Annotated in this window: 17 protein-coding genes and 5 pseudogenes; 8 read left to right on the top strand and 14 right to left on the bottom strand. The window is 68.7% G+C overall.

What is annotated here, in order from left to right; translation table 11 throughout:
• Nucleotides 1-48: 48 nt before the first annotated feature.
• The 4 genes from ABT171_RS40100 to ABT171_RS40085 form a co-directional block, all read right to left on the bottom strand.
• Nucleotides 49-2046, bottom strand: coding sequence for a beta-galactosidase (locus tag ABT171_RS40100; protein WP_351251668.1), 1998 nt, complete (start codon nucleotides 2044-2046; stop codon nucleotides 49-51).
• Nucleotides 2047-2175: 129 nt separating this feature from the next.
• Entirely contained in the window at nucleotides 2176-2895 is a 720-nt protein-coding gene (locus tag ABT171_RS40095) for a GH12 family glycosyl hydrolase domain-containing protein (RefSeq protein WP_351251666.1), read from the bottom strand.
• A gap of 135 nt (nucleotides 2896-3030) precedes the next feature.
• On the bottom strand, nucleotides 3031-5391 hold the full coding sequence (locus ABT171_RS40090; protein ID WP_351251664.1) for a xyloglucanase: 2361 nt from the start codon (nucleotides 5389-5391) through the stop codon (nucleotides 3031-3033).
• A 254-nt stretch (nucleotides 5392-5645) separates the two neighbouring features.
• The gene (locus ABT171_RS40085; protein WP_351251662.1) at nucleotides 5646-5882 is read right to left on the bottom strand and encodes a hypothetical protein; all 237 of its coding nucleotides are present in this window, start codon (nucleotides 5880-5882) and stop codon (nucleotides 5646-5648) included.
• A gap of 478 nt (nucleotides 5883-6360) precedes the next feature.
• On the opposite strand from ABT171_RS40085, the pseudogene ABT171_RS40080 reads away from it, so the two are divergent.
• Nucleotides 6361-6543, top strand: a pseudogene (locus ABT171_RS40080) (hypothetical protein); the annotation flags it as partial.
• Nucleotides 6544-6976: 433 nt separating this feature from the next.
• Here ABT171_RS40080 and ABT171_RS40075 read toward each other — a convergent pair.
• Together ABT171_RS40075 and ABT171_RS40070 are read right to left on the bottom strand one after the other, a co-directional pair.
• On the bottom strand, nucleotides 6977-8014 hold the full coding sequence (locus ABT171_RS40075; protein ID WP_351251690.1) for a hypothetical protein: 1038 nt from the start codon (nucleotides 8012-8014) through the stop codon (nucleotides 6977-6979).
• A 135-nt stretch (nucleotides 8015-8149) separates the two neighbouring features.
• A pseudogene (locus ABT171_RS40070) lies at nucleotides 8150-8357 on the bottom strand (ATP-binding protein); the annotation flags it as partial.
• 318 nt (nucleotides 8358-8675) lie between these two features.
• Here ABT171_RS40070 and ABT171_RS40065 point away from each other — a divergent pair.
• Nucleotides 8676-10166 carry a glycoside hydrolase family 43 protein gene (locus tag ABT171_RS40065; protein ID WP_351251660.1) on the top strand — a complete coding sequence of 497 codons (1491 nt, stop codon included), beginning with the start codon at nucleotides 8676-8678 and terminating at the stop codon, nucleotides 10164-10166.
• Nucleotides 10133-11608 (top strand): alpha-L-fucosidase, encoded by a 1476-nt coding sequence (locus ABT171_RS40060; RefSeq protein ID WP_351251658.1) that lies wholly within the window; start codon nucleotides 10133-10135, stop codon nucleotides 11606-11608. Before ABT171_RS40065 ends, ABT171_RS40060 begins: the two co-directional genes overlap by 34 nt.
• A 1426-nt stretch (nucleotides 11609-13034) precedes the next feature.
• Here ABT171_RS40060 and ABT171_RS40055 read toward each other — a convergent pair.
• From ABT171_RS40055 to ABT171_RS40030, 6 genes and pseudogenes are all read right to left on the bottom strand, one after another.
• A complete protein-coding gene (locus tag ABT171_RS40055) occupies nucleotides 13035-13991 on the bottom strand; it encodes a sigma-70 family RNA polymerase sigma factor (RefSeq protein WP_351251656.1) in 957 nt (318 codons plus the stop codon).
• 10 nt (nucleotides 13992-14001) lie between these two features.
• Nucleotides 14002-15210, bottom strand: coding sequence for an NAD(P)/FAD-dependent oxidoreductase (locus tag ABT171_RS40050; protein WP_351251654.1), 1209 nt, complete (start codon nucleotides 15208-15210; stop codon nucleotides 14002-14004).
• 431 nt (nucleotides 15211-15641) lie between these two features.
• Complete coding sequence (locus ABT171_RS40045; protein ID WP_351251652.1) at nucleotides 15642-16322, bottom strand: hypothetical protein; 681 nt, start codon at nucleotides 16320-16322, stop codon at nucleotides 15642-15644.
• A gap of 166 nt (nucleotides 16323-16488) precedes the next feature.
• Nucleotides 16489-17988 (bottom strand): ISL3 family transposase, encoded by a 1500-nt coding sequence (locus ABT171_RS40040; RefSeq protein ID WP_351251688.1) that lies wholly within the window; start codon nucleotides 17986-17988, stop codon nucleotides 16489-16491.
• 189 nt (nucleotides 17989-18177) lie between these two features.
• A complete protein-coding gene (locus ABT171_RS40035; protein ID WP_351251650.1) occupies nucleotides 18178-18423 on the bottom strand; it encodes an LD-carboxypeptidase in 246 nt (81 codons plus the stop codon).
• 700 nt (nucleotides 18424-19123) lie between these two features.
• Nucleotides 19124-19901: pseudogene (locus tag ABT171_RS40030) on the bottom strand (IS5 family transposase).
• A 182-nt stretch (nucleotides 19902-20083) separates the two neighbouring features.
• On the opposite strand from ABT171_RS40030, the gene ABT171_RS40025 reads away from it, so the two are divergent.
• Nucleotides 20084-20998 (top strand): transposase family protein, encoded by a 915-nt coding sequence (locus tag ABT171_RS40025; protein ID WP_351251686.1) that lies wholly within the window; start codon nucleotides 20084-20086, stop codon nucleotides 20996-20998.
• Nucleotides 20999-21084: 86 nt separating this feature from the next.
• On the opposite strand, the gene ABT171_RS40020 is transcribed toward ABT171_RS40025, so the two are convergent.
• Nucleotides 21085-21498: a hypothetical protein gene (locus ABT171_RS40020; protein WP_351251648.1), complete on the bottom strand. Its 414-nt coding sequence runs from the start codon at nucleotides 21496-21498 to the stop codon at nucleotides 21085-21087.
• A 110-nt stretch (nucleotides 21499-21608) separates the two neighbouring features.
• On the opposite strand from ABT171_RS40020, the pseudogene ABT171_RS40015 reads away from it, so the two are divergent.
• The 3 genes and pseudogenes from ABT171_RS40015 to ABT171_RS40005 all read left to right on the top strand — a co-directional run.
• Nucleotides 21609-22182: pseudogene (locus ABT171_RS40015) on the top strand (transposase); the annotation flags it as partial.
• A 247-nt stretch (nucleotides 22183-22429) separates the two neighbouring features.
• Nucleotides 22430-23035: a uridine kinase family protein gene (locus tag ABT171_RS40010; RefSeq protein WP_351251646.1), complete on the top strand. Its 606-nt coding sequence runs from the start codon at nucleotides 22430-22432 to the stop codon at nucleotides 23033-23035.
• 472 nt (nucleotides 23036-23507) lie between these two features.
• Nucleotides 23508-23926, top strand: a pseudogene (locus ABT171_RS40005) (IS5/IS1182 family transposase); the annotation flags it as partial.
• 135 nt (nucleotides 23927-24061) lie between these two features.
• Here the strand turns inward: ABT171_RS40005 and ABT171_RS40000 are convergent.
• The gene (locus ABT171_RS40000; protein ID WP_351251644.1) at nucleotides 24062-24889 is read right to left on the bottom strand and encodes a ZIP family metal transporter; all 828 of its coding nucleotides are present in this window, start codon (nucleotides 24887-24889) and stop codon (nucleotides 24062-24064) included.
• Between the two features lie 659 nt (nucleotides 24890-25548).
• Here ABT171_RS40000 and ABT171_RS39995 point away from each other — a divergent pair.
• On the top strand, nucleotides 25549-25719 hold the full coding sequence (locus tag ABT171_RS39995) for a hydrophobic protein (RefSeq protein ID WP_121790737.1): 171 nt from the start codon (nucleotides 25549-25551) through the stop codon (nucleotides 25717-25719).
• Nucleotides 25720-25891 lie beyond the last annotated feature (172 nt).

The raw sequence follows: 25891 nt of genomic DNA, 5'->3' as shown, positions 1-25891 counted from the left end.
GGGCGGCGGCCCGTCACCACCCGAGGAAGCGCGGCCGCGTGGGGGTCATCAGCTGCCGGCCGCGGCTGATGCGAGCACCGCGCAGCCACCGGGCGGCAGTTCGTGTGCCACGGCACCGGTGAGCAGGTCGTGGGCGGGCTCCGGCAGGGGCACGGTGTCGGTGCGGTGGTTGATCAGGACGTGCCAGCGGCGGCCGTCGGGCGCGTGCCGGGTGACGGCTTCGACACCGGCCGGCAGCCCTGGCAGTTCGGGTGCGACGCCGGCCTCCTCAAGGAGCCGGCGGACCAGGGCGCCGTGGTCGGTGTCCTCCAGGCGGGTCGAGAGGTACCAGCCCTGCCCGGTGCCGTAGCGGTGCCGGGTGAGCGCGGGGCTGTCCGTGAGCATGCCGTGGGTGTAGGCGGCGAGCGTCTCAGCGCCCTCGGCGTGCACGGACTCGCTCCAGACAGCGCCGTAGGACCCGTCCGACAGGGCGATCCGCTCCTTGCGCCGCAGCGGCCGGTACTCCTCGACGCGGATGCCCAGCGCCTCGCGCAACGGCCCGGCGGGATAGCCGCCCAGCCGGGCGTGCAGCCGCTCGTCGACGAATCCGGTCGCGTGCTGGACGAGCAGCGTCCCACCACCCTCGACGTAACGGCGCAGGTTCTCGGCGCCCGCGTCGGACATCAGGAACAGGGCCGGGGCGATGACGAGCCGGTAGCGGCCCAACTCGTGTTCGGGCTGGGCGAAGTCGACCGTGACGCCGGCGTCCCACAGAGCTCGGTGTGCTCGGCCCAGTGCCTCGTGGTAGCTGAGGTCGGGGGAGGGCAGGCCGTCCGTCCTCAGCGCCCACCAGGCATCCGCGTCGTGGAGGACGGCCACCGGCGCGGTGACCGTCGATCCCGCCAGCTCCCCGAGCCGGGCGACCGCCTCACCGGCCTGGGTGACCTCGCGGAAGATCCGGCTGTCGGGGCCCGCGTGCGGGACCATCGCCGAGTGCCACATCTCGGCGCCGGCCCGGGACTGCCGCCACTGGAAGAAGAGGGCGCCCTCCGAACCGCGGGCGATGTGGCCGAGGGTGTGGCGCAGGATCTCCCCGGGCTCCTTGGCGAGGACCCGGTCGCGGTCGTAGACGGTGTTGGTGCCCTGTTCCATCAGCAGCCAGGGGCCGCCGCCGGCCAGGGAGCGGGTGCGGTCGGCGTGGAACGCGGCGTCGGCGGCGGCGTCCAGGCCGGGTGAGCCGGGGTACTGGTCGGATGTGACGACGTCGAGTTCGCGGGCGAGGGCCCACAGGTCGACGTTCTGGTAGGCGGGGAGCATCAGGTTCGTCGTCACCGGCCGGTCGCTGTGCGCGCGGATCGCGTCGCGCTGCTCGCAACAGGCGGCGATGATCTCGTCCGACCAGAAGCGGTGGAAGTCCAGCGCTTGGCCGGGGTTCTTGTGCCACTGCGTCGCACGCGGCGGCAGCACCTGCTCCCAGGAGGTGTAGCGCTGGCTCCAGAACGCTGTTCCCCAGGCCTCGTTGAGGGCGTCCAGCGAGCCGTGGCGCGCGCGCAGCCACACCCTGAAGGCCGCGGCCGTGTGGTCGCAGTAGCAGAGCGTGCCGTACTCGTTGTGCACGTGCCACAGCGCGAGGGCGGGATGGTCGCCGTACCGCTCGGCCAGGGCGGAGGCGATCCGGCGGGCCGCACCGCGGTAGGCGGGCGCGGTGAGGCAGTAGGTGTCGCGGCTGCCGTGGGTGAGTCGGGTGCCGTCCGGGGCGACCGGCAGCGCGTCGGGGTGGGCCAGGGTGAACCAGGGCGGCGGGGAGGCCGTCGGGGTGGCGAGGTCGACGGCCACGCCGCCCGCGTGCAGGCGGTCGATGTGGGTGTCGAGCCAGGCGAAGTCGTAGCGCCCCTCCTCCGGTTCCAGCAGGGCCCAGGAGAAGACACCCATGGTGGCCAGGTTGACCCTGGCCCGGCGCATGAGCGTGTCGTCCTCCTTCCAGACCGGTTCGTCCCACTGCTCGGGGTTGTAGTCCCCGCCGAAGGCGAGCCCGCCCAGGCGGTCGGTGATGCTGCGCGTGGTCATGACGGTGCCTTCGTACGGAGGGTTCGGGCGCTGTCTCCGGGCCGCCCGACCCTCCGTACGGAGAGCCGGGCGGTGCTTCCGGGCACAGAGCGGTCGGTCACTCGTCCGCCCTTCGGTTTGCCGCGGGCATCAGAAGCCCGCGACACCCCAGGAGCTGGCGGTGTAGTTGCCGGGTCCGAACTCCCAGCCGGCCATGATGCTGTTGAGGTACTGGTCGTTGGTGTAGTAGCCCCTGCTGATGCCCCAGTCGAAGAACGGGGTGAGGCTGCCGGACCACCAGCCGGACCTGCTTGTGTCCAGGTAGCTGATGGTGTGGCTGACGCCGTCCGGCCAGTTGTACTCGTAGATGTTCCAGGTGCGGCCGCCGAGGCTGACGTTGGTCGCGACCGGGATCGCGTTGCCGTTCGCGTCATAGGCGTTGGAGAGTGGCTTGGTGTTGGACCAGTTGAGCCAGATCATCAGCTCGTTGTGGGAGTTGCGGGTGGTGGGCGCGGCGGTCGGGTCGATGAAGATGTCGTACGTGGCGTCGTAGTACGAGCCGGAGTTCGGGTACGCCGACTGGCTGAACCACGTCGTGTTGTTGGGACTGATGGCGCTGAGCTTCTTGGGGAGTGTGGTCACCGGGGACGTGTAGCCCCAGTCCTTGCCGTCGACCATGGCGACGAAGCCGGTGCCGGTCGAGGAGTTCACACCCCACGAGGCATCGTTGCTGTACCACGTCGAGGCGTTGCCGCCGGTCGCGTAGTACTTGAACCAGTACGTCGATGACGCTGCCACTGCCGAGTCCGGCAGGGTGAAGACGAGAGCCAGAGCCGCGAGAAGCGCGGCCCAGCCGATACGGAATTTCATCAGCCCTCCTGAATGTGTGCTGGGTGGGGGATCACACAGGAGGGGAGAAGTCGGTCGTCCTGCCCTGGCGGCAGGGCTCCCTCGGTCTCCCCTTCGGGACGGAAGGCGCGGATCGCGGTGACCGGGAGTCAGACCTCACACCGGGTCGCCGTAGATGACTCCGCGTCCGTTGGTCCCGAAGTAGACGCGGCCGTAGACCCGTGGGTCTCCGGTCATGGTGTTGCCGGTCCAGGCGTACTGGTGGCGGTCGTCGTTGATGCGGGTCCAGGTCCGGCCCGCGTCGTCGGAACGGAAGATGCCGCGCACGCCGCGGATCTTGGAGCTGGTGTACACGGCGGGGTACGTGGCACCGGGCGCGGCCTTGCCGAATCCGACGACGTCGCCCTGGTCCACCGCCTCGAACCTGGTGAAGGACGTTCCGGAGTCGGTCGACCGCCACAGCCCGTACGGTGTGGGGGTGGCGGGCTTGGTGGTGCCGCCGGCCAGCCAGATGTCGCCCTCGTGGCCCGGTACCGGCTTGAACCGGACGTTTCCCGCGGTGGGCAGACCGGTCGCCGCCGTGGCCGTGAAGCTCTTGCCGCCGTCCGTGCTGAGGTAGAAGGCGCCGGAGTGGTAGGCGTAGAACTTCGCGGGGTTCACCCGGTCGGAGCGCACGGCAGCCCCGGCCGGCAGCCCCTTCGAAGCCGTCCAGGTGGCTCCGTGGTCGTCGGACCAGCTGACCGGGGCTCCGGCCGGTGACCAGACGATGCGTCTGCCGTCGGCGCTGATGGCGACGGCCTGGTCGTCGGCCCCGGGGCCGGTGACGCCGGCGGGCTCGCTGCGCGAGGGCGTCCAGGTCGCGCCGCTGTCGGTGGAGAGGGCGAAGTGCTGGCTCCAGCCGCTGGTGGGGTTGCCGACCCGTACGATCGTGTGCGGTGCCAGCTCCGCGTAGTCCAGGGCCGGGGTGGCGCCGAAGGTCGGATGGTCGTACATCTTCGTCGCCTTGGTCAGATCCGTGTGGCGGAAGCCGCCGACGTCGCCGACGCCCGAGAAGAGGTGGGCGGGACCGACGGGTGGGCTGATCACGCAGCCGATCGAGCACTCCTCCAGGCCCTGGGCTCGCACGGACAGGTGTACCGTGCCGCCGCGGTCCCAGGCGGTCAGGTTGTCGGCGCCGTAGATCGTCGCCCCGGTTCCGTACATGAAGTGGTCGGAGTCGAAGGGGTCGATCTGGACGGACTCCATCATCCAGCCCAGCTTGGGGGCCATCTCGGGCAGCGGCGGCGAGGCGTTCCAGGTCAGCCAGGGGGCGGCGGAGATGTCGATGTCGTAGCGCAGGGTGCGCCCGGAACTCTTGCCCAGGTCCCACGCGCGGGTCCAGCTCGCGCCGCCGTCGGTGGAGCGGAAGAGGATGCAGTCGGGAGACCAGTTGACCTGGGTGGACACCATCAGGGTGTCAGGGTTCTGCCGGTCGATGGTCAGGCCGCTGTAGCCGTAGGTGTCGTCCGCGCTGGTGGACAGGACCGGGCTGATGCGGGTCCAGGTGTCGGTGGCGGTGTCCAGCTTCCACACGTCGCCCTTGGAGCCGTCGTAGGGGCCGGCGGTGTCGCTGGTCGCCAGGTAGAGGTAGCCGCCGACATGGTCGAAGACAGCGTGGTGCGGGATGTAGCCGGTGGGCTGTCCGGGGACGCGTTCCCAGCTCGCTCCCGCGTCGGTGGACCGGTACAGGATGTTGTCCTTGTCGGCGACGGTGACGTAGAGGATCCGGGTGGCCCTGCCCGCTCCGCCGGTGCGCTTGTCGAAGACGACTTGCAGCACGCCCAGGTTGTCGCCGTTGTAGCCGCCGGTGTCGGTGGGGTCGGGGACGAAGTTGCCCGCGTTGGGGAAGCCGGTCACCTTCGCGAAGGTCTTGCCGTGGTCGGTGCTGCGCCACAGTCCGTGGCCCCCGCGCACTCCGAGGTAGAGGATCCCGTTGCGGTGGGGGTCGACCGCCAGCCGCTCGCCGATGCCCCGGCCGGGCATGTTGCCGCCCAGCCGGAACGGCAGGGGAGTGGTCTTCCAGGTGCGGCCGCGGTCGGTCGACCGCAGGATCGCCGCCATGGCCGGATCCCAGTCGGGCAGGGTGTAGGTGCCCGCCGCCAGGTAGACGCGGTCGGGGTCGACCTCGTCGGTGGCGATGCTGATGATGCCGGTGTGTCCGTACTCGTCCCAGCCGATCCAGTCGGTGAGGGGGATCCACCGCCGGGACGCCGTGTCGAGTCGGTAGGCACCGCCGATGTCGGTCCGGGCGTACACCAGTCCGGGTTCGCGCTGGTTGAAGACGATACCGGGGACGAAGCCGCCACCGACTATCTCCGCGTTGCGGAAGGCGTAGGGCGCGCGTCGGACCCTGCCGGCCGCGCGGGCGGATGTGGCAGCGGCGGCGGAGGGGGCGGAGGGGGCGAGCAGGGGGAGTGCGGCCGCGGCCGTGCCGGCGGCCAGCAGTCCTCGCCGGGAGAAGTGCGGGGCTGGGGGCATGGCGGGTCCTGGCCTTTCGGGGTGCGGGTCCGAACGGGCCTGCGGACGAGCAGCAGTACCGTCGGCTCTGGTGTGGTCGGGAGGGCTGGGCGGATGGGGTCGGCCCGTCCGGGCCGACCGACCGTCCGTGAGCAGGTCGTGGCCGATGACGGGGAGGCGTTGGCCGGTGCGGCGTGTCACCGCTGTCTGTCCCGCGAGCATGAGGGACGCCGACCGTCAGGCGAGGCCACCGAGGCGGTCGGTGATGCGCTGCGTCATGTGCGTCCCCAGCCCTTGATCGCTCGGGTGAACATGCCCTGGGCCAGATGCTTCTGAAGGAAGGGGAAGGCGACGACGGGGAGCAGTGTCCGCACGACCACCAGCACACTGCTCCTCGGTGATCTCACCGTGGTGACCGGCTCGGCGGGAAAGGCGAGGTAACCCGGGTCCGTGACCGTTCCGTTGGGGAGTCCGACGGACGCGATGTCCCGCTTGACGACCGTGCTGGGCACATAGGCGGGCAGCGCGGCGGTTCATCTCGACGAGGTTCATGTCGTTGCGGCCCTTCGTTTTCGGAGGATCCGACCGCCGGGCGGGCCGACGCCGAGTCGTCCGGCGGCCTGATTCCGGGAGGGCGGGAAAATGATCGATGCGCTTCGACGTTTCGGTGACAGTAAGGCCGTGTTGCCGGACGCACAACGGGCCGTCAGGTCACTTTCCGGTAACAGGCGCGGTCGAGGTGAGGGGTGCACCCCCCTTCCTGGATCTTTTTCCACAGGTGAGCTGCTCCTCGGCGTGATGCCCGCGCTGGAACAAGCGACTTGCGACGACTGGACGACATGTGATTGACACACGACTCAGCGTCATGCCAATGTCGAAGCGCTTCGACTGCGGGACCGTGTGATCGAGGAAAGCCGTACGCCACCCGGGCCCCGAGCCGCCCACGCTTCCCACGCCTTCTCCTTCGACCTCCCCCAAGGGACCTCTCAGGTGAGTACCGCCGCCCCACGCCCCGAGCCGCCCACCCCCGACCTGCCGTTCCGTGACCCCGCGCTACCCCTCGCACAGCGAGTCGACGACCTGATCTCCCGGCTGACGCTCGACGAGCGCATCGAGCTGCTCTACCAGTACTCACCAGGAGTCCCCCGCCTCGGGCTGGCCCCCTTCAAGACCCGAGGGCGGCCGCATGGTGGAGGCTTCCGCGCCGCTGGAACGCATTCCGGTCTTCGTACGGGCCGGCGCCGCACTGCTCGACATGCGCATCTACTGATCGCGGCGCCGTGACGGCGCGTGCGGCCTTGCGCTTTGATGCCGATCGAATGGATCTGAGCGGTGAGTGGGCGTTCCGATTGGCATCGAGCGCCCCGGACGAGACGGACGGTTTCGAGGGACCGGGGTTCGATGACGCCCGCTGGGACCGCTGCCGGTGCCCCTCGCATGGGCAGTTCCACGGATATGGCCAACCCGCGTACTTGACCATCCGCACGCCTGCGCCGGGGGGAGCGGCGGAGCCGCGGTCGACCTCGCGCCGTCCACGGCGGCTCCCCGATGGGCTTCTTCGCCGCCGTACCCGACGCTCGGTGACCGAGCCGATGTCTTTCCTCTGCTATTCGGTGATGTCGGGGTTGTTGTTCAGGATGTCCTCGGTGGTCTGCCAGAGCCGGGGCAGGAAGCGGGTCACCTGTTCGGCCCGGTGGATGAGGTCGAGGGTGGAGCTGATGCCGAGATCGGTGACGGCTGCCTGGAAAGCTGGGGAGAGTGCTTTGTGCAGCTGGGGCGCGTCGGCGGCCAGGATGGTGTGGCAGCGGGCGAAGGTCGCGATGATCCAGAAGACGGCCTCGTGGTAGTCGCCTGAGTCGATGAGCCTCCGACTTCCGTCAATCGCGACCGGCCGTGCGATGGACGTGATGTCGCTGCTGAAAGGGAACGGGGTCTTCGCCACTTGGACGGTGGCGTCGAACGTCGCGGCGAGTTCCCGGAGATGGTGCTGGACACGCTGCGCGGGCAGGTGTGAACAGCCGAGAAGGTTCAGAAGTTCCGGATAGAGGCTGAGATGGCCGTAGTCGGTGAGGGCCTCGCGAGCGGCCAGATAGCGCAGGCGGATGGTGGGGTTCCGCAGGGCGGCGACGAGAAGCACGTGGCAGGTCACGCCGGTGGGGAACAGCCAGGAGATCACCTGCTCGTGGAACGGCGCCGAGGTGTCGATCGCAGAGAGGCGGGTTTCGATCCGGTGGCGGGCATCCTGGCATCTGAGGCGGACCCAGGGTCGGGCGGCGAAGTGGCGCGAGATGTACGCCTGCAGTGTGTGCAGATGGCCGGTGGGGTCACCGATGATCGCGTCGGTGCGGAAGCTGCCGGCCAGGTGGTAGGACGCCAGGACGTCGTCTGCGGAGGCGAGCTCGGTCCAGGGAAGGTAGCTGACTTCCAGCAGGGCGTCCTGGAAGCGAAGTTTCCCCGGCTTGGCCGGTGCGTCCTCCTGGGCGGTGACGACGACGAGGTCGATGTCGGAGGTGGGCGGCAGCTCGGCGTCGTCCGGCAGCCCGACGGTCGATCCGCTGAAGTACGCGCCTCGGAAGTCGGCATCAGCTTGGGCATGCTGGGCAACCCACTGGATTGCGGCGGAACGTGCCAGTCCGACCTTCACAGGCGAATCTCCCCGGTGGCGTGTGCAAGATCTTTCAACGTTCCAGTTACTCAGGTTGAGGAGCGCGGCGCCTCCTGGCGTGGTGAGTCCCCGGGCGGTCAGCCTGCCTTGCCGTCCTGGGCGGCGGCCCGCTCCACCGCTGAAACCCTCGTTCGAGGCGATGGCGACACCGTTCTTCTCCTCTCGCGCCGTCAGAACCTGGGACAGCAGCTCAGCGCCCCTGCGGTCCAGCTACATATAGCCCAGCCCGTCGATGCACAAGAGATCTGACGCGGCCGTAGCGGGCGATGGCCTTGGCCAGCACCCTCTCGTCCGCGGCCTCGACCAGTTCCAGTCGGCGTTTGCTTGCGACTCGGTACGCGATCGAGGCCGGGGTGTGCCGGCCTGGCCGATCAGCTGGTGGGTGATCACCAGGTGGTCCGGCGGGCGGTGCGGCCGGAGACCCCCTTGCCGACAACTGGCAAGCGCCGCTGGCGGCGGTGGGTCGGCGAGGCGGTGCGAAGCGCTTCGACGCAGCGACTCTTTGCTCTCCGGACCTCGCCCCTGAAGGCGGGACTTACTCATCGGATCCTGTCCAGCGCCGTATCGAAGCGCTTCGACTATACTCCCGGAGACTTTCGCTGTTCTCCACTGTTCTCCCTGCTCTCCGAGAGGCTTGATCGTGGGCAACACCGCTTCGAACCCGATCGTTCCGGGGTTCCATCCCGACCCGAGCATCTGCCGGGTGGGGGAGGACTACTACCTCGCGTGCTCCAGCTTCGAGTACTTCCCCGGGGTGCCGATCTTCCACAGCCGTGACCTGGTGAACTGGCGCCAGATCGGCAACGTGCTGGATCGCCCGAGCCAACTGCGATTGTCGCGGGCTTCGTCGTCCGGCGGGATCTACGCCCCGACGCTTCGGCATCACGACGGCCGGTTCTGGCTGATCACCACGAATGTCAGCGAGGGCGGCAACCTGCTGGTCACCGCCACCGACCCAGCCGGCCGCTGGTCCGAGCCGGTGATGCTGCCCGGGGTGCCCGGCATCGACCCGGACCTGGCGTGGGACGAGGACGGCACCTGCTGGTGCACCGTGGCCGGTGTGGGACAGGTGCGTCTGGACCTTGATACCGGTGAAACCCTCGGTGAGCCTGCGCGGGTCTGGTCAGGAACGCGCGGTGCCAAGGCACCGGAGGCCCCGCACCTGTACCGTATCGGCGACTACTGGTACCTGATGATCGCCGAGGGCGGCACCGAGCGCGGGCACGCCGTGTCGATCGCGCGCGGGCCGTCGCCGAGCGGACCGTTCGAGCCGAACCCGGCCAACCCGATCCTCACCCACCGCGGCGTCGAGCATCCGGTGCAGAACACCGGCCATGCGGATCTGGTGCAGGGCCCTGACGACTCGTGGTGGCTGGTGTTCCTCGGGACCCGGCCTGGCGGCGGCACGCCCGGATGGCACGTCCTGGGCCGGGAGACGTTCCTCGCCCCCGTCGAATGGATCAACGGCTGGCCGGTCGTCGGCGAGGTCGTCACAGATCTGTCGGGGATCCCGTGGCCGCTCCAAGTGCCGGTGGCCGAGCCGGTCCGAGATGACTTCGACGGCAGCGCGCTGCGGCCGCAGTGGATCTCGCTGCGGGACCGGCCCGAGGAGTTCGTCACCACGCAGGACCGGCCTGGCTGGTTGACCCTGCGGGCACGAGGGGAGTCGCTGGATGCTGATGACGTCGTCTTCGTCGGCCGCCGCCAGCAGCACCTGTCGTGCTCTGCCAGCGCCCTGATGGACGCGACGGAGGGCGAAGGCGGCCTGGCGGTCCGGCTCGACGAGCACCACCACTACGGGATCGAAGTCGCTGACGCCGAGGTGCGGGTGGTGGCTCGCATCGGCCCGCTGCGCACAGTCGTGGCGTCCCGGCCGGTGCCGGCCGGCCCGGTCGAGCTCACCGTCCGCATCGCCGAGCAGCAGCCGCGGGACGCGCGCGGCGGACCGGACACCGTGTCGTTCGGTGTGGCCGAGCCCGGCGGCGCTGCCACGGACCTGGCCACCCTCGACGGCCGATACCTGTCCACCGAAGTGGCGGGCGGCTTCACCGGCCGGGTGATCGGCATGTACGCGACGGCCGGAACGGTTCGTTTCGAATGGTTCGACTACGTTTCCGGAGGACCTCGGTGACGACTGTGACCGACGTTCTGAACACCGTCGACCAGACCTTGAGGGAGGGCCCGTTCGGAGCGAGCTGGGAATCCCTGGCCAGGTATCAGGTTCCTGACTGGTATCGGGATGCGAAGTTCGGGATCTTCATCCACTGGGGTCCCTACTGTGTCCCGGCGTTCGGGAACGAATGGTACCCGCGCAACATGTACATACCGGGTTCCCCGGAGTACGAGCACCACCGGGAGGTCTACGGCCCGCAGGACAAGGTCGGCTACAAGGACCTGATCCCCGAGCTCACCGGGGAGAACTTCGATCCGGACGCCTGGGCCGCCCTGTTCCGCGAGGCGGGAGCCCAGTACGTCGTGCCGGTGGCCGAGCACCACGACGGATTCGCCATGTACGACAGCGCTCTCAACCCGTGGAACGCCGCCGCCATGGGCCCGCAGCGGGACGTCGTCGGGGAACTGGCGGCCGCGGTGCGGGCGCAGTCGATGGTGTTCGGCCTGTCGACGCACCGTGCCGAGCACTGGTGGTTCCTCAACGGCGGGATGGGGTTCGACTCCGATGTGCGTGCCGGCCGCCACGCCGACCTCTACGGCCCGGCCCAGCCTCAGGAGCTGCCGCCGAGCCCGCAGTACCTTGAGGACTGGCTCGCGCGCACCGCTGAACTGGTCGAGCGCTACCAGCCGCAGCTGCTGTACTTCGACTGGTGGATCCACCAGCCCGCATTCAAGCCCTACCTGCCCAAGCTCGCCGCCTACTACTACAACAGGGCCGCCTCGTGGCGGCGCGGCCCCGTGCTGGCGTACAAGCACGACGCGTTCGCCCCGGGCACCGCGGTCTACGACGTCGAGCGCGGCGCGAGTGCGAACCTGCGCCCTGATCCGTGGCAGGCCGACACCGGGGTCTCGCGCACTTCCTGGGGCCATGTCGAAGGGCACGACTACAAGAGCGGCACCGATCTGCTCGCCTTCCTCGTGGACGTGGTCAGCAAGAACGGGTGCTTGCTGCTCAACGTCGGCCCGAAGGCGGACGGCAGCATTCCGGAGCCGGAGGTCGAGCTGCTGCGGGAGATCGGCGCGTGGCTCGCGGTCAACGGTGAGGCGATCTACGCCAGCCGGCCGTGGGTCGTCTACGGCGAAGGGCCGTCGCGGGTCAAGGAAGGGCAGTTCACCGAGAACGACCAGCCCGGCTACGGCCCCGCCGACCTGCGGTTCACGACGCGGGCCGAGCACCTGTACGTCACGGCGCTCGGCGGCGCCCGGGACGGCCGGATCCACGTGCGTTCTCTGGGCCAGGACCTGACGCTCCACAACCAGCGGATCGGCGCCGTGCATCTGCTGGGCCACCCCGATCCGCTGGATTTCGAGCGCGGCCCGCAGGCACTGACCGTGCACCTCCCCGAAGGCACCCCGATCCCGGCGATGCCGGTGCTGAAGGTCAGCCCCGGGGAGCCCTGACCAGCGACACGACGAAGGCGAGCGCACGGGGACGCGGTGCGCGCCTCCACCCTCGTGCCCGGCCGGCCCCAAGGCCGTGAAGCCTGCGGCTGGGGCACCTCGCGAGGGCCTGCGGCCGCGAGGGCGCCTGCGGCGGTCCCGGCGTCGGCAGAGTGGGTGTCGTCCTTGCCGTCCCGTCCGCCGGTGGCGTGGCTGTACTGGCCGGCGAAGACGTGCTGTCCGGGCGGCACCGTCCGGCCTCGCTGCGAAGCCTGCGGCCGCTTGGCGGCAACCTTTCGCGGAACGGCGGCAACTGACGGGCGACCAAGAAGGCGATCACAATGTCGTGCCGTCCGATCCTCATACCGCCTGCCGCCTGCCGCCTGCCGCCTGCCGCCTGCCGCCTGCCGCCTGCCGCCTGCGCCACGCAGCGCCGGCCTGAACAGGCGCGCGGCAGGTGCGAGGCACGGAGTAGCCCTATGAACGAGACGGACTTCCCACGGCGGGAGGCCGTAGTCGGCGCGCCCACGCGGCCAGTGGCGTGCGGCGCCCGCGTGGGCGCCACCGGCGGCGCTGGATCACGCGGGGCCTGGCGGTGGGCGTGCCGCTGTGGTCGGTCCCTTACGCCCCAGGCGGCCACACACGGTGATTGACTGGACGATCAATCACCGCTGCGGGGGCGCCTTGCACGCTGGGTAAGGCGGTCGTCGGTCACGCGACGGCTGCCTGAACCGTCCAGGTTTCTTCGACGGCGTCGATCGTGGCCTGAGTGCCAAGCGGGATGGTCGGAGGGTGGAGGCCGTGTCCGGCAGGGAGTCCGCCGAGAACAGGAACACCCAGGCGTCAGCCGGTCGCGCAGTACGTCGGCGATGCCCCGTCCCCTCAGGGCTGGATCATCGGCATCCTGGTCGAAGCCGAGGAACTGACCAAGTGCGACACTGCACCGCCCCTCCAGGGCCCCAGTGCGGGTCAGCTGGGTCAGCGCGCGGTCGACCTCTCCCAGCCCTGTGCCTCTCTGGTGTTCGGAGAAAGAGGATCGCCCCCTCAAGGCTCGGCAGACCGGCTCCGGCCTCGGTGCGGATCGGTCAAGGTTGCCGCCGACCAAGACAACGGTCGCGGTGCCCTCGACGGTGACCGACGTGCCGGCTTCCCTGGTGTCCCGGTGGATGATCACAGGGTCGGTGGTCATCACCGCGCTGTGAAGGGCTTCGGCTGACGCCGGCCCGGACCATTCGTCGCTCCAGTTGGCGAACGGGCCATGCAGCGAGGCCAGGCCGTAGCGCGCCCACAGGGCTGATGGCGATTTTTGAAAACCCCCACCCCGTGCTCACGGGTTGGACGGACCTGCTGAGTTGGTCTCCCCACCCGCCAGGGCGAGGTAGCAGCCGTTCAACGAGCTTCTGGCCGTGAACGCGGGCGCTGCGCCGGACGGCGGTCGGCGAGGGGCTCACCACTGGGCGATGAGCGGCGTGTCCGGTTCGTGCTGCCTCCAGTCTTCGGTGAGGCGGACGAGGCGGGCGGGAGCTGCGATGGCGCGCACCGTTGCGATCTTGCCTCCTGCGATGTCGAACGTCACGGCGCCGATGACCTGGTCGCCGATCACGAAGAGGATGGCGGGGGCGCCGTTGACGAGCGCGTAGTGGACGGCAGGCGTGCCGCCGGCGAGTCGCCGTTTCGCGGGGGTGGGTTTGAAGCCGGCCCGTACGACGGCGGCGATGCGCTGCGCGGTGTCGAACTGCAGCAGCTTCTCGGTCAGGCCGGCGCCGTCGGAGATCGCGGTGGCGTCGTCGGTGAGCAGCGCGACCAGCCGTTCGGTGCGGCCCGAGGAGGCGGCGGCGAGGAACTCCTCGACGATCCTGCGGGCGGATGCCGGATCGACTTCCTCTTCGCCGCCGCGGCGCGCACCGGTGATGCGGCGTCGGGCCCGGTGGAGGTGCTGCTGGCTTGCGGACTCGGTGAGGTCGAGGATCTCGCCGATCTCGGCGTGACTGTGGGCGAACGCTTCGCGCAGGACGTAGACGGCCCGCTCGATGGGTGACAGGCGTTCCATGAGCGTCAGTACGGCGAGGGAGACCGATTCACGTTGCTCGAAGGTGTCGGCCGGGCCGAGCATCGGGTCGCTGTCGAGGAGCGGTTCGGGCAGCCAGGCACCCGCGGTGCGTTCGCGGCGCGCCTGCGCCGAGCGGAGCCGGTCCAGGCAGAGGTTGGTGACGACCTTGGTCAGCCATGCTTCCGGCACTTTGATCCGCTGCCGGTCGGCGGCTTGCCAGTGCAGGAACGCGTCCTGCACGGCGTCCTCGGCATCGACGGCGGAGCCCAGCAGCCGGTACGCCAGCGAGGCCAGCCGGTTCCGGCTGGCCTCGAACCGGCTGGTGCCGAAGCGATCGGTCACGGTGTTGTCCACTCGGATCACCCTAGGCGGCTACGCGAGGCGCCTTGTCGGCGGACGCGTGCGGCGCAGCGGCCAGGCGGTGCTTGCGCTTGGGCAGGCCGAAGGTCGGGTGCGAGGTGGTCCACAGCGACACCTTGAGGATGGCCGCCTTGATCCGCGCGGCCTTCCAGCCGCCCACGTACTTTGGCTTTGCCCGCCCTTCGCCGTCGACCATCTGCAAGATTCCGTCCCGCCGCCCGAGGCTGATGTGGTTGCCCAGGTACTCCAGCTTGGCGTTCGGGATCTTGCGGCCGGTCAGGCGTCCCACGATCGCGGCCGTGGCCTGCATGCCGGTGTAGCCGGCCGAAGCACAGGACATCGGCAGCGGGCGGCCGTTGTCGCCGATGGCGTAGGCGCTGTCGCCGACGGCGTAGACGTTCGGGTGCGAGAGGGACCGCATGGTGCGATCGACGACGATCCGACCGTTCTCGGTGACCTCCAGCCCGCCGGCGGCGGCGATGGGGCTGACCGCGAACCCGGCCGTCCACACGGTTGCGTCGGACGCCAGGGCGGTGCCGTCGGCACACAACACCCGCGCCGTCTCGACAGCTTCGACCTCGGTGTGCTCCAGGACGGTGATGCCCAGCCGATCGCAAGCCTGACGTAGGTGGCTGCGGGCTCCGACGGAGAGGGAGGCGCCCAGCTCGCCGCGGGCAACCAACGCCACCGACAGGCCGGGCCGCGTTTCGGCGATCTCAGTGGCGGTCTCGATGCCGGTCAACCCGTCGCCGACGACCAGCACACGCCCGCTTTCTCCCTGCCTGCACAGGCTGTCCAGGCGCTCGCGCAGGCGCAACGCCGAGGGCCGGCTGGCGACGTCGAAACCGTGCTCAGCCGCGCCGGGGATACCGTGGTCGGCACCGTAGCTGCCGAGCGCGTAGACAAGCGTGTCGTAGCCCAACTCGCCTCCGCCGTCGGCGTCGGCCACGGCGACGACCTGGCGCTCGGGGTCGACGGCGGTGACACGGGCCAGGCGCAGCCGAACCCCCGTGCCCGCAAAGACGTCGGCGAGCTGGGGAGCATCGATCTCCCGGCCGGCCGCGAGCTGGTGCAGCCGCAGCCGCTGGACGAAGTCCGGCTCGGCGTTGATCACGGTGATCTCGGTGTCCGCCGGGGACAACCGGCGGGCAAGGGTCCCAGCCACGTAGGACCCGGCATAGCCGGCGCCGAGGACGACGATGCGGTGCTTCATGTCTCGCTCCTGTCGGTTGACTTGCTCCCGGCGACTTGAGCGGGACAGCCTCCCGATTGCTGACAGGAACCGCATGTGACATGGGTCACGTACGGGGAGGAGTGATCCTCGGCCAGGGTCTGGGACCAAAAATTGTTAGTTCGGAGAACTCGCTGCACCGTGCAGTTGTCCGGCGATGGCGCGTCCGCGAGCGCAACAGTGACGGGTGGGCGAGCAGGTCTCGATGGTGCGCCCCTGGACCGCCCGGGCCGGCCTGGGACCCTCCGGAGGTGGGCGACTCCAGGACTTCGTTGCCACGTCAACCAAGTGGGGAGATTGATCGTGCCTGGGGAATTTCACGGCTCTGGCCGCAAGTCCGTGAAAGGCGAGGCCAGCCCTGTGAGCGCGTTTGCTGTCCGAACCCGGCCGGCCTCCGCAGGGGCGCGGCTGCGCTAGAACGCGACAGCCGACAGGTCGGTAGCGACTTCGACGGCCTGATACCCGTAGGTATCCGCGGCGTCAACGCGCAGCATGAGACAGAATCGATCGAGGGACTCGATCTCCCTGGCGAGCCGCTTGAAGTCGTGCTTGAGCAGGTGCACCGCCGCACGGTTGGCGATCGCCGACTGCCCCATGATCATGAGGACCGGCTGTGCGGACTGGGGAGGGGTGAACTTCGCGACCAGCGCATGGTCCGTTCGACCATACTTGTGGAGGAAGCGCTCACCACCGACGGTGAAGTCACCACGTTGATTGACCTTCACACCGGGCAGGTGCCTCGCCAAGTACTCGACGTTGCGTCGGTTCGACCCCAGGCCACCGATGCTCAGTTCGGTGCGATCCCCATTCAGCTCCGGCGCTTCTGCAGCAACGAGAGAGAACGCACACCCTGACTCCTCGGCGAGCATCGCAAGTTCGATGATCGCGTAGACGTCACCATGCTCGGTAACGGTGGGCATCTGCCAGTGGCTGTTCAGGATGATGACGCACGGTACACCGGGCCGCAGGCCAAGGAGTGCCTGCTTTTGGTGCAGGATGCGAGCAGTGCTCACACGCTTCCAGGCCCAGACGGACCCGCCGCTGACCACGCTCGTGATCAGCCCGATCACGACATTCAGCACTGCATCCGACACGGAGCCCCCGCCCTTGTCGTGGCAACACGATCTGATAGTCGGTGTGTCAGCCTACTGATCAACGACCCCTACGGCGTAGTGATTCGGTGGCTCTCGACTCGCCAGCCGCCGCCTGTGCAGCCTCCAACCTGATGAGAATCATGGGGCTGAGAGCGACTCTGAATGATCACGAACGGGTGAGGATGCGGGTCCGGAGGAGTTCGAACGAGGCCCGGCAGTACATGGCTCGCTTGAGTATTTTGACCCTATCTACGTGGCCTTCGACGACTCCGGAACTCCACGGGAGGGTGAGCCCGGCGGTGACGGCGTCGAGGTCCTGGCGGAGGAAGCCGACGAAGCCTTGCATTGGCTTGGGGGCGTCCTGTTCGGCCTGGCGGATCCACTCCAGAAGAAGGTATCCGCGCCGGTGACGGACGAGATCAGCGAACGTGCGGGCGAGGTCGCAGGCCCGGGTGATGTCCGGGCAGGCGAGCCGGACCTCCAGCAGCCGCTTGTCCTGGCTCTCGGTGAGGGTCTCGCGGGGCCGCATGATCCATGAGGAGATCTTGCGGGGGCTCGGTATCTCGGCGCGGACCGGTTCGGCGGTGCCCGCGCGCAGAGCGGCGAGGTGTGCGCGGACCACCTGGCGGCTGCCACTGTAGCCGCGTTCGTGGATCTCTTGGAACAGGCGGGCGCCGCTGACCTGGCCTTGGGTCTCGCTGAAGCGGGCATTGAGGTACGCCTTGAACGGTTCCAGGACGCCGTTAGGACGGCGATCACGGGCGGAGGCCAGGAGTTCGTCGAGGTCGGTATCGCGGAAACGGCGTACAGTCTTGCGGTCGAGGTTCAGGCGTCGGGCGATGGCGCTGATCGTCCAGCCCTTCTCCACCAGGCGGTGGATGTCCTCGTAGCGGTGACGGGTCCGTTCGATGATCTGGGTGCGGGGCAGATCCGGCACCGGCAGTTCCGTCGGGACCGGTTCCGGCACGCTCGGCTCCATCTCCTGATCGGCGTGTTTGCGCAGGCAGTTGCGGTGCTGGTGGCAGGTCTTCTCCACCGCGGCAGACAGGTTCTGCAGCAAATGCCACCTGTCTGCGACTTCGAGGGCGTCGGGAGCGGCTTCCTTGACCGCCTTCGTGTAGGCAGTGGCCCGGTCACGGCAGATGATCTCCGCACCGGGATGGTCCTTGAGCCTGGCCGCGAACGTCTCGGAGGTGCGGTCGGGCAGTACGTCCACAACCCGGCCAGCCTCGACGTCGACCAGCACGGTGCCGTAGGTGCAGCCCTTGCGGAAGGCGAACTCGTCCACCCCCAGCACCCGCGGGGCGCGGTCCGGCACCGCCGGCGCCTTCAGCAGCCTGAGCAGCTGGGTCCGGCCTGCGCCCATCCGCAGACGCCGGCACAGCCGTGCGGCCGGACGGCCGCCGAGTTCAATCGCGATCGACCGCAGCCAGCCCGTCAGCCCGGTACTCGACCGGCGGTGCCGCTCGGACAGGCCCGGCACCTGCTCGACGAACGTCCTGCGGGAACACCTCTTCCGGTCGCAGAAGTACCGGCGCACCCGGAGTCGGACAACGACCCGCCGCGATCCCAACGGCCGCTCATCCAGGCTGCGTTGACCCGAACTGTGCACGCGTCTCGCCTGCTTCTGGCAGCCCGGACAGCGGCCCGGCCGACCGGTGGACACTGCCTCCACCACCAGGGTGCCGGAGGAGTCGCTGACACACTCAACTCGCACAGGGATCCCGGGAAACAACACATCCTCGACCGTCTTGCTCGCCACGGCAGGAAACACACTGCCGAAACGATCCCGCGTTCCCGCCGCTGACCTGCGGATTCACGGAACTACGGCCAGAGCCAATTTCACGCATCCGCATCAGGGCAAGGTGGAGGTGGGTGATTCGCTGAAGCCGACCAAGGGTATTGGGCCGCGCCGCAGGGCGTCGATGTCCAGGTCGTCGACGATGCGGTAGGCGCCTTTGCCGCCCTGGGTGGCAATCACCGCACGGACTCCCGGGTCACCGAACGCGGAGTTCAGGTCGAAGACGCGATCCTCATCCCGGCCGGCCATGCACCCCCATTGGTCGAAGCGTGCTTGCCCAACTCGACCCGTAGCCCCCATGACGTCAGTAGTTCGACGCCACGGGCGACTCCCTCGCGGCTGGGTGGACTGGCTGCAGAGACAATCCGCACTCGATCCCCGGGCCGTAACCGGGGTGACTGCACAATCTGTTGACTGTCGCAGGTGTCCATACCGGGACCTGCCCACCCCGCGGAGCCGAAGGTGCGCCGTCTAAGAACCCCTGCCGGAATGCGGTTCGGCCGAGGGGCCTGCTGCCAGCGGTAGATGGGGATTTGCCATGGCAGGATCCAGCTGTGACGTGTGATGTGTGTGGACACGAGATGCGGCAGGCACCGGTAGCGAAACCGCGAGCGGCGTGGGACTTGCCGGTGAAGGAACGGTGGTTCTGCTCCTGGTGCTATGCGTGGACCGAGCTGGGACGTGATCCCCATGAGGTTTCACGGCCGCAGTATCAGCCCATGTACGAGCGCTGGGAGCGGGCAGAATCATCGAACCTCCCTGAGAACCTGGCTCATGCCTACGACACGGCCTACGCCTACACAGGTTCCGGCGCGACCCTGTGCGGCATAGAACACGAGGGCCTCTCGGTTTCTCCGTACTGGTGGGTTCCGGATCGGAGCAACGCGTGTGGCGCCTGCAAGGAGGCCGCGGCTGTCATTGACCAGCGCTGGCCGTTGGAAATGCGTTTCGGGAATCGTGTTAACCCCACGCCTCCCTCCGGTTCCTGCTGGCCCCCCTTCTAGGACTGTCCACGCGAGGACCTGAGCCGCCTCCAGCAGATCAATGCGCACGCGAGTCTGAGGAAGGCTTCGTGGATGTCGTCGCGTATCTCCCAGTGGATGCGTAGACGGCGGAACCAGTGCAGGTGGGCGAAGGCTCGTTCCACGACCCGGCGCTGAGTGCCCAGACCGGAGCCGTGTTCAGTGCCGCGGCGGGCGATCACTGGCTTCACCCCGAGGTCCCGGACGAGTCGGCGGTACTTGTCGTGGTCGTAGCCGCGGTCACCCAGCACCACGTCCGGGCGACGCCGGGGTCGGCCGCGTTTGCCCCGCACCGGCGGCACGGCCTGCAGCAGTGGGATGAGCTGAGTGACGTCGTTGCGTTTGCCGCCGGTCAGGGTCACGGCGAGTGGGATGCCGGTGGCGTCGGTGATCAGGTGTGTTTGCTGCACGCTCCGCCCCGGTCAACGGGGCTTCGTCCGGTCTTGGGTCCCCCTTTAACGCGCGGATGTGGGAGCCGTCGACCGCCGCCCGGGAGAATTCCAGAGCGTTCGCGCCGCGGAGTTCGGCCAGGAGGACCTCGTGCAGCTGGAGCCACACTCCAGCCTCGATCCACTCCGCCAGTCGGCGCCACCAGGTCATGCCTGAGCCGAAGCCGAGTTCCTGCGGCAGATGTTCCCAGGTGATCCCGGTGTGCAGCACGAACAGGATGCCCTGGGACACCAGGCGGTCCGGATGCCGCTTGCGTCCAGGTTGCCGGGCCCGACGTTCCACCCTGGGTAACAGCGGCTCGACCACAGCTCACAGATCGTCGTCGACTTCCCACGGTTTCGGCCGCACCCCTGCACACCTCCGGATCAACAGTCCCGGAGTGATCCAACCACCTCGGAGATCATTTCGTTAGGAGTTCTAACGAGTTGGTGCGTGATAGCGGGTGAGGTGTCGTGCCAGGTGGGTGGCATGATCCCGCTGTGGCGATCATGGTCAATCGGGCGGTGCTGGCGCATCGGCTGTTCACGGGGCTCTCTCGGCATCATCTTGCCTGCTTGGTCGATGAGTTGGCTGAGCCGTGGCAGGCCGGGGTCGAGGGTCGTCGCCATACTGCGCGAGGCGGGGCCCGCAAGCGAGCCGAAGGTGCCGGCGCCCGCCATCAGCTGGTGTTCGTCGACCGGCTGGTGGCCACCCTTATCCATCTGCGCCACGACCTGCCGCACTCGGTGCCGGGGCTGCTGTTCGGCGTCGACCGGTCCACCATCACCCGGGCGATCGGAGAGGTGCGCACGCTCCTGGCGGAGCGGGGGTGCGCGGTTCCCGACCGTCCCGGCCTGCGTCTTCGGACGCTGACGGATGTCTTTGCCTATGCCCAGGCCGAAGGCGTCGAGCTGCGTTTGGACGCCACCGAAATCCAGGTCCGTCGGCCACCGGCCGGTCGCGGCGGCCGACGCGCGTTCGTCTCGGGCAAGAAGAAACAGAACACCATGAAGGCCACTGTCATCGCCGACGATCAAGGCCGCACGTTATGGACCGACGCCCTGCGACCTGGGCGTATGCACGACGCTACGGCCGCCCGCAACGCGGGCATCGCCGTCTGCTTCCGGCACTTCCCCGACGTCGAGGTCCTCCTGGACGACGGTTACCTGGGCCTGAGCCGTGACCACCGCGGGCGAGCAATCACACCGCCGAGAAAACCCCGGCCGGGAGCACTGCCCGACAGAGTCGAACAGTGGGAACGCGCCCGCCACGGCCACTCATCCGACCGCATCACCGTCGAGCACGCCCTCGCCGACCACAAACGCTGGAAGCAACTGACCCGCTGGACCCATCGCCGCGACCGCCTGCCCGACACCTACCGTGCCATCGCCGGCCTCGTCTCCGACCGCACGGCCAACACCTGAAGACGGCCGTGAGCAAGGCAAACACACCTCACCCGCTATCACGCACCAACTCGTAAGAGCTGTCCCGAAACCCACGAGGCTGAGGGTCATGCTGTGTCGGCGTCGATGCCGATGGCACCGGCCGAGCGGAGCGAACGCCCGAGGTCTCCGGTGAGGATGCGGGGGTGTCGCCGCCACCACCACAGGTCGGGGCCGGGCAGCTTGTGGAACTGGTCGAGTGCTTGGCCGTCGTCGTCGATGGTCGCGGCCGTGTAGCGGTCATCCAGAGCTTTGATACCTGGGGTCCAGAGCTGGACGATGTGTTCGTCCAGCAGGAGCCATGCCTCGTGCAGCCAGTTTCGGCAGTAGAGGTCGTTGGTGTACTCGTGGATGTCGTCGCCGTAACCGCGCTCGATGACGCTCACCAGGGCGGCCCACGCGCTCACCGTTTCAGCGACCGTGAATGCCGTCCGCCAGCCGCGCTGGTGCAACAGCTCTCCCACCTCGGTCTCCGTAGCCATGGGCGGAGGATCTCACGCGGAACCCGTCCGGGCGATCGAGATATCTCCCGCCAGAGGCTGCGAGCCCTGGAGCGTCATCAAGGTGAGACGAGCTCGCCGCGGCTGGTGGGATCACGGCGTCGGAACCCTCCTGGACAGCCCCGTTCACCGGTCTGAGCCCTCGACGATTCACGAAGCTCGTGACCGCACTGCGGCGGGCAGGCACCGACCCGGTGCGCAAAGGTCGTCCCTGGGGCCTGCCGCTGGAGGACAGAGTCCTGCTGGTGGCCGCGTACGGGCGGACGAACTTCACTTTGCGGCAGCCGGCCCCGCTGTTCGGGGTGTCCAAGTCCGCCGCGGACCGGATCATCGCCCACCTCGGGCCATTAGCTCGGCCTGCGGCCTCGCAAGAGGTTCCGGAGCGACACCGTGCTGATCGTCGACGGCACCCTGGTCCCCACCCGTGACCACACGAGCGCCGAGCAGTCGAAGAACTACAGGTACTCCACCAACCACCAGGTCGTCATCGACGCCGACACCCACCTGGTCGTCGCCGTCGGCCGGCTGGTCTCGGGGAGCCGCAACGACTGCAAGGCCTGGGAACTGTCCGGAGCGAAGGACATCATCGGCCCGACCACCGTGACCGCGGACGGAGGCTACCGGGGCACTGGCCTGATCATCCCTCACCGGCTGAGCCGAGAGCAGGCAGGTCAGCAAGCACGACCGTGATCAATTACGGGACAACGCTCACATCAATCACTCACCGTGAATGCGGTCGGCTCCCGTCAGCGGATACGCGACACCTGAACATGCGAGCTCACCAGTCCCAGGCCGTTGACGGGGCGCCCTTACGGCAGGTGCCCCACGATGTCGGTGATCACGGCGTCCGAGGGACGGTACGGTCGGCGCGGCTGGATCAATGGTGACTGTGTTGGGGTGGTGGGGTTGCGGCATGGAGGTGTCGAACGTTTCAGTAGGGCAGATCGTTACCGCGGTTGTGGGGCGGGCTGATGCAGGCCGCACGGTGGTCTCCTTGGACGGAAGGGCCGGCGCGGGAAAATCCACGCTGGCGGCAGCCGTGGCCGCGAGCCTGGAAGGTGTCCACGACGTGGCGGTGGTGCACGGTGACGACTTCTTCCGCCCCCTGTCTCCGGCGGAGCGGCTGGCCATGCGGCCGCAGGATGGCTACGGCCAGCTCTTCGCCTGGCGCCGGCTACGCGATCAGGCACTCGTCCCGCTCAGCGAGGGCCGGCCGGCGCACTATGCGCCGTACGACCCGGCGACGAACAGCCTGTGCTACGGCGCCCCTCGCACCGTGCCGCCCGCGCAGGTGGTCATCGTTGAGGGCACCCTGACGGCGCGGCCGGAACTGGCTGCTTTCTACCACCTGACCGTCTTCGTCGACACTCCAAGCCAGGAGTGCCTGCGCCGCCTACTCGCCCGTGGGCGTGGGCCGGCGCGTGAGGCATGGATCGTGTGTTGGCGTGCGGTCGAGGAACACTATCTCGCCACGACGGATGTCCGGGCGCGCGCCGATCTCACCGTCACGGGAGTATGACGGTCGTACCCACGCATATGATGTGCCGTCAGCTGTCAGGTGCGAGGCCCGGTCCCGGATCGACGCATGGGCTTCCTCTCCCGCCCTATTGCCGAGCCGGTGGGCTTGTTCGGCGGTGATCCCCCCACACACAAGGCACCGCTCGGCAGCTCCCCCCGGCTCGACCAGCCCGCCGCCGAGCAGGCGAGGATCGTGCGATCGGCGGGCGCACTCGCCATGGCTGGCGCCTCGAACGCCTTCGCCCGCGAACTGCCCACCGCATTTCCCCGCCGTCGACGTCCGCGCGTCCACCCGGATCGGCTACGCACGTGGCTACCTCCAGCGGCCGAATACGCCCGACTCGCCGTCCAGAAAAGCCACCTGGCTGCCCGCGCCCGTAGGAAGCACGGGAGCACCAGACCTGCTGGGCGACGGATCCCGCCACCGGGTCCGCGGTGGAATCGTCCGGTCTGCCGCCATGCGGATAGGGCCCCGCGCCCACCGCGACGCGGCCGGGATGCACTTCGGCAGGGACGTCATGGACGCCCCTGAGGAAGCCGCCGCCGCACAGGAGCGGGCCCGGCAAAAAGGGGCGGCCCGCCAGATCAGAACGGGCAGGACGGCTGAGACGACCCCGAGCAGTAAGAGCGACGGCGTATCTGATGGCAGGACAGGCCGCCGACAGCCCGCAGTTCGTCCCCGTGCTGCGGAAGATACGGGTCCGTCTGCCTGTCGGCCGCTCGAACCCGGCCCGATGCTGTCGCCGCGGACAAGGCCTACTCGTCCCGCGTTAACCGCTCCTACCTGCGGAAACGCACCATCCAGGCAGTCATCGGGGAGAAGAAGGACCAGGCCGCCAACCGAATGAAGAAAGGCCGCCCACTCAGCCGCGCACGCAGCCCGTGCGGACACGCCCGTTGACGCCGACGCCAATGGCGTTGGGACCGGGGCTCTTGCCGTTGGTGCCGGAGTCGGGGCTTGACGACGTACAGAGGCATGAGCCCAGGCACCGTGGGCTGTCGTGTGTCCTGGTCGTACGACCCCGGCTCAGGCGCCGGCGGCCGTGACGATGGCGTCGGTGGCGAAGCCGAGCAGGAGGCCGATCAGGATGCACCAGGTGGTGAGCGTCTTGAGGCCGGTCTTGCGGGCGACGGCCAGCAACTCGATGACGACGTAGAGGATCGAGCCGGCGGCGAGGCCGAGGAAGGCGATCGACAGCGTGTCGTTGACCAGATGCTGGCCGACGAGCGTGCCGAGGAAGGTGGGGCCGCCGCCGATCAGGCCGAGCCACAGCAGGGTGCTCCAGGACGGGCGTTCACCCTCAGCGGCCAAGGGGGCGACGATGCCGAAACCCTCGGTGGCGTTGTGCAGGCCGAACCCCATGATCAGCAGCACGGCGAGGGAGAGCTCGCCCGCGGCAGCGGAGTTGCCGATGGCGAGGCCCTCGGCGAAGTTGTGCAGCCCGATACCGGTGGCGATCATCAGCGCGAGCGAGCCCGCCTGGCTGCGGGTCTTGGGCGCCAGCTCGGTGGAGGCCGCGGCACCGGGGCCCGCGGGCCTCGCGGCGGCCTCGCGGCGGCGGGCGATCCAGCCGTCGTAGTGGACCAGCGCGGCGAGTCCGATGGTCAGGCCCGCGACCAGGGTGGCGCCTCCGGATGCCACTGTGCCCCAGTTGTGCTTGCCGAGCGCCTCGTCGATGGGCTCCCAGGCGTGGGTCAGCACGTCCCAGACGAGGAAGACCAGGATGCCGATCGCGATGGCGTTCAGGCCGGCTTTGAGCCGTGGCGTGGGTGTGCGGAGGCGGCCGAGGGGGAGGCCGAGGTAGATGGTGAAGCCTGCGATGGCTCCGAGCAGGGCAATGTTGCCGCTGGACATGGGGACTCCGGTCTGACGTGCAAAGGAAGCGCACAGAACGTAAGACAGGCAAGGCTTGCCTAACAAGTGCGGGAGCCCGGCTTCAGCGAGAGTTGAGGAAGTCATTACGTGTCTCCGTTCGGAGGCGTGGGCGCAATCTCCCTAAACGTCGCTTACATGTCGGTTCACGTGAGGCACCACCTCCCGAAAACAGCACCTTGATGGTTTTGCTCATGTTTGCGGGTCATGCTCTCGCGCAGCGGGAGCTGGACGAGCCGGTCGTAGGAGGTGAGATCCCGGAGGTGTGCGAGCTGGAGGCGCAGGTGAAGGACGCGCTGGGCGGTAGCTGGAGGTGGTGGTGTGGCCGGGTCCGGCAGCGTGGGCTGAACTTGCCCCCTGCCCGTTCGGCCTTGGCCCGGGCCTTCTCGTCAACGGACATGCTGCTCACCTTCCTCACTGCCGTTTCAGGTACGGCTGTGCGTGTGACCCGTCATCGCGCCGACAGACCCTTTGGTCAAGAACCTTGAGCGACCGGCGGCAGGGGGCTGTTGTGCGTGAGTCGGGTGCGTGGGGGAAGGCGTTGACGGCGTGCGCATGTCCTTACGCGGGGAAAATATTTCAGATTTTGTGTGCTTATAGGACGGAAGTGAGGGCATCCGGTGGCCAGGAGGTTGATAACGATGGTTCCCCTGCTTCTGGTTCTTCTGCTGGCCCTGATCCTCTTCGGTGCCGGTTTCGCACTGAAGGCGCTGTGGTGGATCGCGGTGATCGTGCTGATCGTGTGGTTGCTCGGCTTCGTCGTCCGGTCCGCGGACGGTGCAGGCCGCAAGGGCCGCTGGTACCGCTGGTAGCCGCAGGCCCTCAGCACGCAGCGTGAAAGGGCCGTGCTGGTGACGAATGGTGAAGTGGGCCCGGCCGTAGACGGCCGCCCACGGCAAGACCAAGTGGGTGACCTCACACGCGCTCAGCTGAACACGATCATCGACCCCTGCGCCAGGGAACGCGTCGCCGCCGCGTGCAGGC

This window comes from Streptomyces sp. NPDC001851 (genome assembly GCF_040297165.1).
Classification (GTDB): Bacteria; Actinomycetota; Actinomycetes; order Streptomycetales; family Streptomycetaceae; genus Streptomyces.
Note: the sequence above shows the minus strand (reverse complement) of the source record. Positions and strands in the feature narration are given on the sequence as shown.